The 12,393-nt window shown below is 54.5% G+C and carries 11 protein-coding genes and 1 tRNA gene; 8 read left to right on the top strand and 4 right to left on the bottom strand.

Features of this window, described 5'->3' with window-relative positions:
• Positions 1-4 precede the first annotated feature (4 nt).
• The 6 genes from E3E36_RS00190 (at position 5) to E3E36_RS00165 (ending at position 6,849) form a co-directional block, all read left to right on the top strand.
• Positions 5-1,069, top strand: a complete 1,065-nt coding sequence (locus tag E3E36_RS00190; protein WP_167893462.1) for an HD domain-containing protein — start codon at positions 5-7, stop codon at positions 1,067-1,069.
• A gap of 144 nt (positions 1,070-1,213) precedes the next feature.
• On the top strand, positions 1,214-3,412 hold the full coding sequence (locus E3E36_RS00185; protein WP_167893461.1) for an elongation factor EF-2: 2,199 nt from the start codon (positions 1,214-1,216) through the stop codon (positions 3,410-3,412).
• Between the two features lie 153 nt (positions 3,413-3,565).
• A complete protein-coding gene (locus tag E3E36_RS00180) occupies positions 3,566-4,909 on the top strand; it encodes an ATP-binding protein (protein WP_167894636.1) in 1,344 nt (447 codons plus the stop codon).
• A 188-nt stretch (positions 4,910-5,097) separates the two neighbouring features.
• On the top strand, positions 5,098-6,384 hold the full coding sequence (gene tuf / locus E3E36_RS00175) for a translation elongation factor EF-1 subunit alpha (RefSeq protein ID WP_167893460.1): 1,287 nt from the start codon (positions 5,098-5,100) through the stop codon (positions 6,382-6,384).
• 53 nt (positions 6,385-6,437) lie between these two features.
• Complete coding sequence (gene rpsJ, locus E3E36_RS00170) at positions 6,438-6,746, top strand: 30S ribosomal protein S10 (RefSeq protein WP_012571711.1); 309 nt, start codon at positions 6,438-6,440, stop codon at positions 6,744-6,746.
• Between the two features lie 16 nt (positions 6,747-6,762).
• A tRNA-Ser gene (locus E3E36_RS00165) sits at positions 6,763-6,849 on the top strand.
• 113 nt (positions 6,850-6,962) lie between these two features.
• Here E3E36_RS00165 and E3E36_RS00160 read toward each other — a convergent pair.
• The 4 genes from E3E36_RS00160 to E3E36_RS00145 all read right to left on the bottom strand — a co-directional run bounded on the left by E3E36_RS00160 (position 6,963) and on the right by E3E36_RS00145 (position 11,094).
• A complete protein-coding gene (locus tag E3E36_RS00160; RefSeq protein ID WP_167893459.1) occupies positions 6,963-7,811 on the bottom strand; it encodes a hypothetical protein in 849 nt (282 codons plus the stop codon).
• A gap of 25 nt (positions 7,812-7,836) precedes the next feature.
• Complete coding sequence (locus E3E36_RS00155) at positions 7,837-8,067, bottom strand: MoaD/ThiS family protein (protein WP_167894635.1); 231 nt, start codon at positions 8,065-8,067, stop codon at positions 7,837-7,839.
• Between the two features lie 69 nt (positions 8,068-8,136).
• On the bottom strand, positions 8,137-9,996 hold the full coding sequence (gene for / locus E3E36_RS00150) for a tungsten-containing formaldehyde ferredoxin oxidoreductase (protein WP_167894634.1): 1,860 nt from the start codon (positions 9,994-9,996) through the stop codon (positions 8,137-8,139).
• Positions 9,997-10,254: 258 nt separating this feature from the next.
• The gene (locus E3E36_RS00145; protein WP_167893458.1) at positions 10,255-11,094 is read right to left on the bottom strand and encodes a class I SAM-dependent methyltransferase family protein; all 840 of its coding nucleotides are present in this window, start codon (positions 11,092-11,094) and stop codon (positions 10,255-10,257) included.
• A gap of 127 nt (positions 11,095-11,221) precedes the next feature.
• Between E3E36_RS00145 and E3E36_RS00140 the strand changes: the two genes are divergently transcribed.
• Together E3E36_RS00140 and cas4 are read left to right on the top strand one after the other, a co-directional pair.
• The gene (locus tag E3E36_RS00140; protein ID WP_167894633.1) at positions 11,222-11,557 is read left to right on the top strand and encodes a hypothetical protein; all 336 of its coding nucleotides are present in this window, start codon (positions 11,222-11,224) and stop codon (positions 11,555-11,557) included.
• A gap of 179 nt (positions 11,558-11,736) precedes the next feature.
• Positions 11,737-12,372, top strand: coding sequence for a CRISPR-associated protein Cas4 (cas4, locus tag E3E36_RS00135; protein WP_167893457.1), 636 nt, complete (start codon positions 11,737-11,739; stop codon positions 12,370-12,372).
• Positions 12,373-12,393: the final 21 nt, after the last annotated feature.

Genomic DNA, 12,393 nt, shown 5'->3' with positions numbered 1-12,393 from the left:
CATTATGAAGCTCGTCCACGACCCCATCCACGGCCACATCGAGCTTAATGACTTTGCTGTGAGGCTCGTTGACACGCCTGAGTTCCAGAGGCTGAGGAGAATAACTCAGCTTGGGCTGGCGTACCTTGCATATCCATCCGCAAGGCACACACGCTTTGAGCACTCACTGGGAACGTTCTGGCTCGCGAAGAAGATAGCGGAGAACAACAGGGATACAGTTGAAGGAGCGGTGGCGTACGCCGCACTGCTCCATGATCTCGGACACTATCCATTCTCCCACACCCTTGAGGCACTCTACGGGAGCCATGAGGAGAACACGAGGCGGGTTCTTAAAGAGGGCGAAATCCGAGATGTCATAGGGGAGCGCTACTCCCTCAAAGAATTCCTCAGCCTTCTCAAGCACCCGATAGTGAGCGGGGACATCGACGCCGACAGGATGGACTACCTCGTGAGGGATGCCTACTACACCGGCGTTGCATACGGACTCGTCGACCTCGACAGGCTTATAAGAAACCTCCGCTACGACGGCGAAAAGCTCATCATAGGGCAGAAGGGGATAATGGCCGCTCAGTCGCTGCTCCTCGCCAGGAGCATGATGTATCCGACCGTCTACCAGCACCATGTTTCTAGGATAGCGTCGGCGATGCTCATCAAGGCAGTCGAGCTTGAGAGAATAAGTGAGAAAGAAATCGCCGCCATGGACAAGGTCGATTTAATCGCCCGCCTTAGGAGAAGTGAGCGCGATGAGGTCAGGGAGCTGGTGAAGGCCATCGATGACAGAAGGCTCTATAAGCGCGTAGTTTATACCAATGAAGAGCTCAAGAATGTCGAGGAGCTTAAAAAGGCTCTTGAAGATGAGTTCGGCCACTTGGCTATTCTCGACTACCCACTGAAGCCGAAGTTCGAGGAGAAGAACGCATTCGTTGAGGGAGGCCAGAGGTTAAGCGAGGTCTCCCCTCTCGTCAGGAGTCTGGTGGAGCTCAAGGACACGCACTGGCGCTGGGGGGTTTACGCGAGGGAGGACGTCAGGGAGGATGTCAGGCGATTCGTGGTAGACCTCCTTGGCTGAAGTGGCTGGCTTTTCTTTTTGCTTCCAAAAACCTTAAGTAGTTTGAACGTTTTCGCCTGACCTCGATTTTGCGCTGGGAAAGATTTATAACCGCACCTTTTAAGTGAGTGGTGAACAAGCTCATCAGGTTAGAAGGTGGTGTAAATGGGAAGAAGGGAAGAGATGATTGCGAAGATTAAGGAGCTCATGACCCAGCCCGAGAGGATTAGGAACATGGGTATTGCCGCTCACATTGACCACGGTAAGACTACGCTGAGCGACAACCTGCTCGCTGGAGCAGGTATGATTAGCGAGGAGCTTGCCGGAAAGCAGCTCGTCCTTGACTTCGACGAGCAGGAGCAGGCGAGGGGAATCACCATTAACGCTGCAAACGTCTCGATGGTTCACACCTATGAGGGCAAGGAGTACCTCATCAACCTCATCGACACTCCTGGTCACGTTGACTTCGGTGGTGACGTTACCAGGGCCATGCGTGCCATCGACGGTGCGATCATAGTTGTTGACGCCGTCGAGGGTGTCATGCCCCAGACCGAGACCGTCCTCAGGCAGGCCCTCAGGGAGTACGTCAAGCCGGTCCTCTTCATCAACAAGGTCGACAGGCTCATCAAGGAGCTCAAGCTCGGCCCGAACGAGATCCTTCAGAGGTTCGCCAAGATCATCACCGACGTCAACAGGCTCATCAAGAAGTACGCTCCGGACGAGTTCAAGAGCCAGTGGATGGTCAAGGTCGAGGACGGTAGCGTCGCCTTCGGTAGCGCCTACTACAACTGGGCCCTCAGCGTTCCCTACATGAAGAAGACTGGCGTTTCCTTCAAGGACATCGTCGAGCTCACCAACGCCGGCGACCTTAAGACCCTCAGGCAGAAGGCTCCGCTCCACGTCGTGGTTCTCGATATGGTCGTCCGCCACCTCCCGAACCCGCTCGAGGCCCAGAAGTACAGGATCCCGCACCTCTGGAGGGGCGACGTCAACAGCGATGTCGGTCAGGCCATGCTCAAGTGTGACCCGAAGGGCAAGATGGTCATGGTCGTTACCAAGATCATCCTCGACAAGCACGCGGGTGAGGTCGCCACCGGCCGTGTCTGGAGCGGTACCGTGAAGACCGGCCAGGAGGTCTACCTCATCAGCGCCAAGAGGAAGGCCAGGATCCAGCAGGTCGGTATCTACATGGGTCCTGAGAGGGTCAACATGGAGGCCGTTCCGGCCGGTAACATCGTCGCCGTCACCGGACTGCGCGACGCCATGGCCGGTGAGACCGTCGCCCAGGAGCAGATCGAGCCGTTCGAGGCGCTCCACTACACCAGCGAGCCGGTCGTTACCGTGGCTATAGAGGCCAAGAACGTTAAGGACCTTCCGAAGCTCATCGAGGCCCTCCGCCAGCTCGCCAAGGAGGACCCAACTCTGCACGTCAAGATCGACGAGGAGACCGGCCAGCACCTCCTCAGCGGTATGGGTGAGCTCCACCTCGAGGTCAAGCTCGTCAAGCTCAAGGAGGACTGGAAGCTCGACGTTGAGGTCAGCCCGCCGATCGTCGTCTACCGCGAGAGCGTCACCAAGGTCAGCCCGATAGTCGAAGGAAAGTCCCCGAACAAGCACAACAGGTTCTACATCACCGTCGAGCCGATGCCGGACGAGATCTACGAGGCCATCCGCGAGGGTATAATCCCGGAGGGCAGGCCGAAGGACCCGAAGGCCGTCGCCAAGAAGCTCGCCGAGCTCGGCATGGACTACGAGATAGCCAAGGGCATCGTGGACATCTACAACGGCAACATGTTCCTCGACAACACCAAGGGTATCCAGTACCTCAACGAGGTCATGGACCTCCTCGTTGATGGATTCCACATGGCAATGGACGAGGGACCGCTCGCCAAGGAGCCGGTCATGAAGGTTATCGTCAGGCTCCACGACGCGAAGATCCACGAGGACAACGTCCACCGCGGCCCGGCCCAGATCTACCCGGCCATCAGGACTGCAATCCACTGCGCTATGATGAAAGCCAGCCCGGTTCTCTACGAGCCGTACCAGAAGGTCATCATCAACATACCCTACGAGTACATGGGTTCCGTCAGCAGGGAGCTCAACCAGAGGCGCGGCCAGCTCATCGACATGAGGCAGGAAGGAGAGGTCATGATCATTATCGGAGAGGCCCCTGTCGCGGAGATGTTCGGATTCGCCGGAGCCATCCGTGGTGCCACCAGCGGAAGGGCCCTCTGGAGCACCGAACATGCAGGCTTCAAGCGCGTCCCGAACGAGCTGGCAGTCAACATCATCAGGCAGATCAGGCAGAGGAAGGGCCTCGACCCGAACCCGCCGAAGGAGCAGGATGTCTGCCCGCAGCAGTGAGGGCTTTCTGCCCTCGGAACTTTTCTCTCCCTCGTTTCTTCGTTGTGTCATTTTCTGAGTTTTTCAAAAGTGGTTAGAATTCGGATCGTGATTCTCAATCCACCGAAATTCTTAAAGATGATAACGTGCATTATGATAATGGTGATTATCACAATGAACCGCTTCGTGAACAGGGAGGTCGAGCTGAGAACCATAAAGGAGAAGTTAATGAGTGGGAAGTTCGAACTCATCGTAATATACGGAAGGAGGCGCGTTGGAAAGACCCGTCTCGTACTTGAGGCCGTTAAAGACTTTCCTCACGTGTATTACTTGGCGGTTGAAGGCGACAACCTCAGGCACTTCCGAGAGACCGCTGAAAGGGTGTTTCCCGAGGTGAGGTACGCCCGCGAGGACTGGGAAGGACTCCTGCACGCGTTGAAGGGGAAAATAATAATAATCGACGAGTTTCCTAACCTGATCAAGGAAGATCCTAAAGTCCTCTCCCTGTTTCAGAGGGCTGTTGACCTTGATCTTTCGGGGTCCAAGACTAAACTGATACTCCTTGGTTCTTCAGTGAGTATGATGACTGAGAAGGTGTTGAGTTACAAAAGCCCACTCTACGGTAGGAGAACCGGCTCCATGAAGTTAAAACCGATGGAGTTTTTTACCTTGAGGGAGTTCTTTCCCAGGGCGAGCTTGGAAGAGCTCGTTGAGATTTACGCTCTCACCGATGGCATTCCCTTCTATATCACTCAAGTTGAACTTCCCTTCTGGGAGTGGCTTGAAAATGAACTACTCAATCCGGCGAGCTTTTTTAGGGAAGAGGTTGATTTTCTCCTCAGGTATGAGTTCACTGAGATCAGAACATACAAGCGCATACTTGAAGCTATTGCACTGGGCAAAACAACTCCAAAGGAGATAAAAGACTTCACTGGAATGAAACACTCTGACATAACCCCTTACCTGCGCAACCTTATTGAGACGGGTTTGATTGTAAGGGAGGTTCCAGTTACGGAAAAGTCCACCTCAAAAAGGGGACGCTACTACGTTGCCGACAACTTCCTGGCCTTCTGGTTCCGCTTTGTTTACCCGAACCTGTCAAGAATCGAGGAAGGGACTTTTGAGGTTTCGGAGATTAAGGAGGACTATCCCCACTACCTTGGCTGGGTGTTTGAAAAGGTGGCAAGACAGTTTCTGGTAGGGCTTAACAGGAGGGGGGAGCTTCCGTTTAAGTTCACGAAAATCGGAAGGTGGTGGCACAAGAACGAGGAAATTGACTTGGTTGCCCTGAACGAGCAGGAGAAAAAAGCGCTCTTCATAGAAGTCAAGTGGAAAGAGTTGAACGAGAAGGAAGCGGGGGGAATCTTGAAGGACTTAGAGAGCAAAGCCGAGCTCGTGGGTTTGGACGGATGGGAGAAGGGCTATGGAATCGTCGCGAAGAAAGTTGCAGGGGAGGAAAGGCTGAAGGAGGAAGGCTGGCTCGTATGGGATTTGAAGGATTTTGAAGGCCTGTCCTGAAAATTGACAGATTCCTGCCCAACGGCGATTAGTTAAGTTTTTAAACTCATCCCTCAAGTTCACCACGGAACTCATGAGGCTCCCCCGAGAAAAAGGCGGGTTTCCCGCCCGAGGGAGCCGAAGTTCGAAAGATTTAAAAAGCCATCCTAGTCAAACGAGACTAGACCAAAATTCGGAGGTGTTTGAAAATGGCAAAGGAGAAGCCACACGTTAACATAGTCTTTATCGGCCACGTCGACCACGGAAAGAGCACCACCATCGGAAGGCTGCTCTTCGACACTGCCAACATACCGGAGAACATCATCAAGAAGTTCGAGGAGATGGGTGAGAAGGGTAAGTCCTTCAAGTTCGCTTGGGTCATGGACAGGCTCAAGGAGGAGAGGGAGAGGGGTATCACCATCGACGTTGCCCACACCAAGTTCGAGACCCCGCACAGGTACATCACCATCATCGACGCTCCGGGCCACAGGGACTTCGTTAAGAACATGATCACCGGTGCCAGCCAGGCCGACGCTGCCGTTCTCGTCGTCGCCGCCACCGACGGTGTCATGCCACAGACCAAGGAGCACGCCTTCCTTGCCAGGACCCTTGGTATCGGCCACATCATCGTCGCTATCAACAAGATGGACATGGTCAACTACGACGAGAAGAAGTTCAAGCAGGTCGCCGAGCAGGTTAAGAAGCTCCTCATGATGCTCGGCTACAAGGACTTCCCGATCATCCCGATCAGCGCTTGGGAGGGCGACAACGTCGTCAAGAAGAGCGACAACATGCCCTGGTACAAGGGCCCGACCCTCATTGAGGCCCTCGACCAGATACCGGAGCCGCCGAAGCCGACCGACAAGCCGCTCCGCATCCCGATCCAGGACGTCTACTCCATTAAGGGTGTCGGTACCGTCCCGGTCGGCCGTGTCGAGACCGGTGTCCTCCGCGTCGGTGACGTCGTCATCTTCGAGCCGGCCAGCACCATCTTCCACAAGCCGATCCAGGGTGAGGTCAAGAGCATCGAGATGCACCACGAGCCACTCCAGGAGGCCCTTCCGGGTGACAACATCGGATTCAACGTCAGGGGTGTCGGTAAGAACGACATAAAGCGCGGTGACGTTGCTGGACACACCACCAACCCGCCGACCGTTGTCAGGCCGAGGGACACCTTCAAGGCCCAGATCATCGTCCTCAACCACCCGACCGCCATCACCGTCGGCTACACCCCGGTCCTCCACGCCCACACCCTCCAGGTCGCCGTCAGGTTCGAGCAGCTCCTCGCTAAGCTCGACCCGAGGACCGGTAACATCGTCGAGGAGAACCCGCAGTTCATCAAGACCGGTGACTCCGCCATCGTCGTCCTCAGGCCGACCAAGCCGATGGTCATCGAGCCGGTCAAGGAGATCCCGCAGATGGGCAGGTTCGCCATCCGTGACATGGGCCAGACCGTCGCTGCCGGTATGGTTATCTCCATCCAGAAGGCCGAGTGAAGGCCTTCTCTCAACCTTTCCTTTAACTTCCTGAACTTTTAGGAGGGACGGAAATGCAGAAGGCAAGGATTAAGCTCGCGAGCACCAACATTAAGGCCCTCAACGAGGTCACCGACCAGATCAAGCAGATCGCCGAGAGGACCGGCGTCAGGATGAGCGGTCCGATACCGCTCCCGACCAAGAGGATAAGGATCACCACCAGGAAGAGCCCGGACGGCGAGGGCACCGCCACCTTCGACAGGTTCGAGCTCCGCGTTCACAAGAGGCTTGTGGATATCGAGGCCGACGAAAGGGCCATGCGCCAGATTATGCGCATCCGCGTCCCTGAGGACGTCACCATCGAGATCGAGCTCATCTCCTGATTCCTCTCATTTATGCGCCGGGGTAGCCTAGCCTGGGAAGGCGCGGGCCTGGAGAGTCCGTGGGCGTTAGCCCGCCAGGGTTCAAATCCCTGCCCCGGCGCCAAAACCCTTCTAACAAAGTTGATAGATTTTCTAGTCATACGTTATATTATCAATGAACAAAGAAATTTTAGAGAAATTTAGTCAAAAGTTGAGAAGACTTGGGCACTACCTTAATTATCTCTTCTGGCAATGAGTTTTAAGTTTTGCATTTGCAAGTCTCCAAAGTGCATCTTTTGTGAGATAATGTAAATCTGAAAGTTCATATTCTATAAGAAACGCGTCTACATCGGTTTTTCTGAGCCTGTTCAAGTTATTTTCCCTTGCCCACTCAACAAGTTTTTCTACTAGCTCAGGGATCATTTCCTTTTCTTTCGCTATTTTTTCTTGCTCTAGTCTTTTTTCTTCCTCTCTCAACCGGATCCTAACCTTTTCCCGAATCATGCGCCTTATCCTATAATCCTCAGAAACCCCTTGTTGTTCGAGAAACTCGTCAAGATATATAGAAATGCCCTCATGTAGTGATAGCCTGTTAGATTGTGCTTTTTCTTTTAAGTACTGGAGGAACTCCTCAACAATGTTGTCAATGTCAATTTCCTCAATATCCCGCAATTTTCTTCTCAATATTACCAGCGTTTCTTTGATTTTGAGCTGAAGTTCGGGGTCTTCTTCAAGAAACATCATAATCTCTAAACCAATTTTTTGTTTTAGGTATGTGAGCAATTCCTCCAACAACATCTCTTTAATGTCATCAAGCGATAACTGGTAACGGATCATCCTCTGTTTAATAAATTCTAGAGTTTCTTCAGCTAGATCGTCGGGCTCAAACTCTTGAATGAATTGCAGGGTTTTCTTGATATTATCGAGCTCCTCTGGAGCGAAGTTTGATGTGGACTGATTAACGCATGTTGTAAGTACTTCTGCGATGAGACAATTCCCATTATTTTCACCATCTCTTGCTATCCACATTATGCATTCGCTAGTCTTACACTCCCCGTTTATAAGCGGACACCACATTACGTTCACCAGCCATTTTTGATTGAGTATTTCATTAACCCCCGCTCAAAACCGGCATCACCTTGATCTCATCGCCGTCGGTAACCTCGGCATCGCCCCTCGCGGGCTGGCCGTTGATGAAGATAATCTTCTCCTTGAACTCGTCGTAGCGCGGAATGACCTCGCGCAGAATTTCATCGACCCTCCTTTTTCCCTCTATCTTTACGTTGAGCTCTCTTGCCTTTGCGAGGTGGGCGAACGCCCCCATAAGCCTTATCCTGACCATTCTCATCACCGGTGGAAGTTCTTGGGGGAGGCTAAAAAGCTTGCTGGAAATTGAAGGAAAAAGAGGGAATCACTCGAGCTTGGTGATCTGTTCGAGCTCAGGAATAACGAAGTCGAGGCCGAGCTCCCTGAGGGTCTCCTTCTTCGGGATTCCGCGCTCGTCCCAGCCGCGGAGCCTGTAGTACTCGCTGAGCAGCTCGTCGTATTTCTTCTCGTCGAGGTGCTGGCCCTTGTACGGCCCGCTCTTGAGCCCCTCGATGAACCACCTCTTCGGCGGGTAGTCCATGTGCCTGCCCCACTTCTCGCCGAGCTCTCTGACCCAATAGGCCCTGATGAGGGCGTAGACCCTGTCCGCTGCTTTATACAGGTCGTCCCAGGTGTACTTGACGCCGGTGATGGCTTCGAGGAGCTTCGGATAGTAGTCGAGGCTGAGGCCGACCTCGACCCATGGAAGCCTGCACGCGGTGAGCATCTCAAAGAGGCCGCCCCTGAGGCGCTGGAGCTCGATAACCTTAGCGGCCTTCTCCGGGTCGTAGGTGATCTTGTACTCGACCTTCTTGGCCTGCTCGCCCTCGATCGGCGCGGTACCGATCTCCCAGGCGATGACCCAGGCCTCCTTGTGGTGGGCGCCGATTGAGCTGGTGGCGAATGCCAGGGCCATGGCCGGGTAGATGTAGCTGTTGTATCCGCTCGTCTCAAGCCCCTTGACATGCATGGCAAAGCTGTCGTCGCCGAGCTTTTCGGCCATCCTCATGACGCCCTCGGCGGCGAAGTTGCCCAGCTCACCGCGCCTGAAGGCGATGTCCTCAACGAGCTGCTTTGCACCCTTGAAGTCTCCGAAGGTCGGGCCTTCTTTGAGGAGTCCCCTCTCAACGGCCTCCATCACGAAGCCTATGGAGACACCAAGGGAAATCGTGTCAATGCCGTACATGTCGGCGAGCCTGTTGAGAACCGAAACCTCGTTGAGCTTCCCGATGCCCAGGTTGGAGCCAAGAAGGGCCACGTTCTCATAGTCGAGCTCGCTCTCCTTTCCTTCAGCGTCGAGGACGACGTTTCCGCATGGCATGTTACAGTAGGGGCATCCCCTCTGCTTGACCTTCATGCCCTCAAGGGTGTAGCCGTCTATCGAGCGGGCGAACTCGAATGAACCGTCCTGGAAGTTCCTGGTCGGCAGTGCCGAGTTCTCGTTCGTCCACTCAACCGCTGCCATCGTCCCCTGCCTGTGCCAGAACGGGTATGCGGGGGAGTTGAGTATTGCCTGGTAGGCTTCCCTTGAGAGCTCGCTCAGCTTCTTCTTGTCCGCGACCGGAATCTCCTTGGTGCCCCTTATGACGACGGCCTTGAGCTTCTTGCTGCCCATGACTGCACCCATACCGGGCCTTCCAGCGGCCCTGCCCTCCTGGGACATGACGACGGCGTACCTAACGAGGTTCTCGCCACCGGGACCAATGCTGAGGATTCCGACGTTCTTGCCGTGTATCTTCTTGAGTTCCTCCTCAGTCTTGAAGGTGTCGAGGCCCCAGAGGCCCTCAGCGCTGAGTATGCTGACGTTATCGTTCTCTATGTACAGGTAAACCGGCTTCTTGGCCTTGCCCTCAACGACGATGGCATCATAGCCGGCCTTCCTCAGGTGGACGGTCGCCATGGTACCGAGGTTACCGTCACCGTAACCGCCGGTGAGCGGGCTCTTGGCAGCAACCACAAGCTTGCCTCCGCTCGGGGTCGGGAGGCCGTTGAAAGGTCCAGCAGCAAAGACGAGCTTGTTGTCAGGGCCGAGCGGGTCAACGCCCTTGACCTCGTTCCAGAGAATCCAGGCGGCCAGGCCCCTTCCGCCTATGAACTTTTTGGCGACCTCTGGAGAATACTCCTGCACCCAGACTTTGTTGTTGGTCAGGTCAACCCTGAGAATCCGTCCCCACCATCCTTTCATGCCCATATCAGAATCACCTCGAAAGATTTTCGGCTTGAAGGATATAAGGTCTTCGCAAAAGAAAACGTTTCACCATTCACCTCGCGTTAAGTGCATTTATTAACCATGATGGTGACGGGAACACAAAATCTAGCGCCATCAGAAAAATGTGTTCATGGGTGGACGATGAGGATACACGGAGCATGGAGTTTGGGGTCGGGCGTTGCTCCCCTCGCAGTCCTTACGAAAAAAGTTGTGCCGTCCCTGGCGGCGCAGACGTCACTTCTTGAACACCCGAACGTCCACAACGACGTGCCACACACCCGGGGCGTAGCGCTTGATGACCAGCTCGTTGAGCTTCTCGGCCTCGTAGCCGTGCTCCCTTGCTGTCTTCCGGAAGGTCTCGAAGGGCTCCCCCGGCATGAGTCTCTCAGGGACGGTGTTGTGGTAGTGGATTATCGCTTCATTCTTAGCTATGCTGAGCGCCTTGGGGATGAACTCGTGGGTTGTAACAACGTAGCCCATCAGAATCCTGTCGGCTATGTTCTCTCCTGGGAAGTCGCGGTTGTCGATGTTGTAGGCCGTCATCCTGTCCTGGACTTTGTTGAGCTCGATATTCTCGACTAGAAACCTGAACGTGTACGGGCTCTTCTCTATCGCTATGACCCTCGCCTTCCCGTGGACGGCCATCGGCAGGCTCAGGTGCCCTATTCCCGCGAACATGTCCACCACAAGTTCCCCGGGCTTCACGACCTTTGCCATTCTAACGCGCTCTTTGACGTTGGCCGGGGAAAACATGACCCTTGCCACGTCGAGCTTGTATCTGATCCCGTTCTCGATGTGCACCGTTATCGTGTCTTTGCCGTAGAGAACCTCGTAGTTCGTCTCGCGGAACTCGCCCCCTATTCTTCCCTTCCTCAGGACGGTTTTAACGCCGAGAACCTGAGCATAGACCTCGGCGATGCGGTGCTTGTACGGCTCCAGCTCCTGCCGGAGTGGCAGAATCAGCACATCGCCTATCTGAACCCAGTGCTTTGGAAGCATCCCCACTAGCTCCTCCGGGAGCTCGCGGGACAGTATCTCCCTGATGCGGGGCTTTATCAGTTGCGTCTTTGTCATCGGCCTTACTCAGGCCGGAAACTTTAAAAAACCTTCTCCCGTCATTTCGGCAAAAAGCGATGAGAAATCCTTAAAAACCTGGAGAACGAGTTTAAATCGAGAAATCCTCCGGAGGTCGATGAGGAGTATGGATGATGAATCGTCGAATAGTTGGTTCTCCCGCCTGTTTAAGTCACATGAAAAGCCCGCACTTCTTGAGCAGAGGCTCAGCAGGGAGGCGTACGAGGACTACAGGAAGCTTTTAATGAAGGCAAGGCCTGAAATTAACGGTTCAAAGCTCACAGTCCGCCTCTCAAACGGTACGGTCGAGCTTGAAAGGGGTGTCCTCCGCGTCAAGGCGAAGAACCGGAAGACGGCGGAGAAGATTCTGCGCAATCTGCACCACTATGAGCAGCCTCCAAGTCTCTGGCCTGCCTACGGCCTGAGCTACTCGCTCAAGAGGAAGAAGGGTACTGTACTCTGATTTTGTCCCCCTTCATTCCGGCCTTCTTTCCCCAAAGATTTAAATGGTGGGTTAGCCTTAACTCTCCAAGCGGATGACGACCCTTGCCCAGTCTGATGGGTGATGACGTCGGTATTAGCTGACGCGGGGGCGGTGAGGTTCGCGGGCCGATGACCCGCCCCGTTCCTGGAGGGAAAAAGATGAGCAGCGGGGGTAACGAAAACGACGGGTTCCTGGAGTTCTACGCGAGCGAGGCCTTAACCTGTCCGAGGAGGATATACTTTCGCCTCAAAGGCTACCCCGAGAAATGGCCCGAATTCGTGAAGGTGCGCCTGAACCAGGGGATAAACACCCATAATGTCCTTGGGGAGATCCTGCAGAAGCGCTTTGGCTTTGAGCTTGAGAAGCACCTAATCCTGCGCTCGAACAGGCTCGGCTTCGAGATACACGGCAGAATAGACGCAATCGGCGACTTCCCCATCGAAATCAAAGGCAAGACCAGCCTCCCGAGCAAGCCCTACGACTACCACATGGCGCAGCTCAACATATATATGCGCTGGGCCGAGGCGGAGTACGGCTACCTTTACTACATCAAGCTCCACGAGGAGCCTATGAAGGTGATAAAGAAGATCGACTTCTCGCGCTTTCCCATCGTCAAGGGGCCGAACTTTAAAGCTTTTGAGGTGCCCTACGACGGCAGGCTCTTCAGGGAGACGCTGAGGCACTTCTACAGCGTTAAAAAAGCCTACGAAAAGGGGAAACCTCCTAAGGGCGAGTACTCCTACACCTGCAGGTTCTGTCCCTACAGGTACCTGTGCTACCCGGACGGGGAGTGAATTTGTGGTTAATGGCATCAA

It is taken from the genome of Thermococcus sp. M36 (genome assembly GCF_012027355.1).
Taxonomy (GTDB): domain Archaea; phylum Methanobacteriota_B; class Thermococci; order Thermococcales; family Thermococcaceae; genus Thermococcus.
Note: the sequence above shows the minus strand (reverse complement) of the source record. Positions and strands in the feature narration are given on the sequence as shown.

Excerpts from the sequence above, each read along its gene's own strand:
- E3E36_RS00190 (WP_167893462.1), top strand. The coding sequence starts at position 5 with ATGAAGCTCGTCCACGACCCCATCCACGGCCACATCGAGCTTAATGAC.
- E3E36_RS00185 (WP_167893461.1), top strand. The coding sequence starts at position 1,214 with ATGGGAAGAAGGGAAGAGATGATTGCGAAGATTAAGGAGCTCATGACC.
- E3E36_RS00180 (WP_167894636.1), top strand. The coding sequence starts at position 3,566 with ATGAACCGCTTCGTGAACAGGGAGGTCGAGCTGAGAACCATAAAGGAG.
- tuf (WP_167893460.1), top strand. The coding sequence starts at position 5,098 with ATGGCAAAGGAGAAGCCACACGTTAACATAGTCTTTATCGGCCACGTC.
- rpsJ (WP_012571711.1), top strand. The coding sequence starts at position 6,438 with ATGCAGAAGGCAAGGATTAAGCTCGCGAGCACCAACATTAAGGCCCTC.
- E3E36_RS00155 (WP_167894635.1), bottom strand. The coding sequence starts at position 8,067 with ATGGTCAGGATAAGGCTTATGGGGGCGTTCGCCCACCTCGCAAAGGCA.
- for (WP_167894634.1), bottom strand. The coding sequence starts at position 9,996 with ATGAAAGGATGGTGGGGACGGATTCTCAGGGTTGACCTGACCAACAAC.
- E3E36_RS00145 (WP_167893458.1), bottom strand. The coding sequence starts at position 11,094 with ATGACAAAGACGCAACTGATAAAGCCCCGCATCAGGGAGATACTGTCC.
- E3E36_RS00140 (WP_167894633.1), top strand. The coding sequence starts at position 11,222 with ATGGATGATGAATCGTCGAATAGTTGGTTCTCCCGCCTGTTTAAGTCA.
- cas4 (WP_167893457.1), top strand. The coding sequence starts at position 11,737 with ATGAGCAGCGGGGGTAACGAAAACGACGGGTTCCTGGAGTTCTACGCG.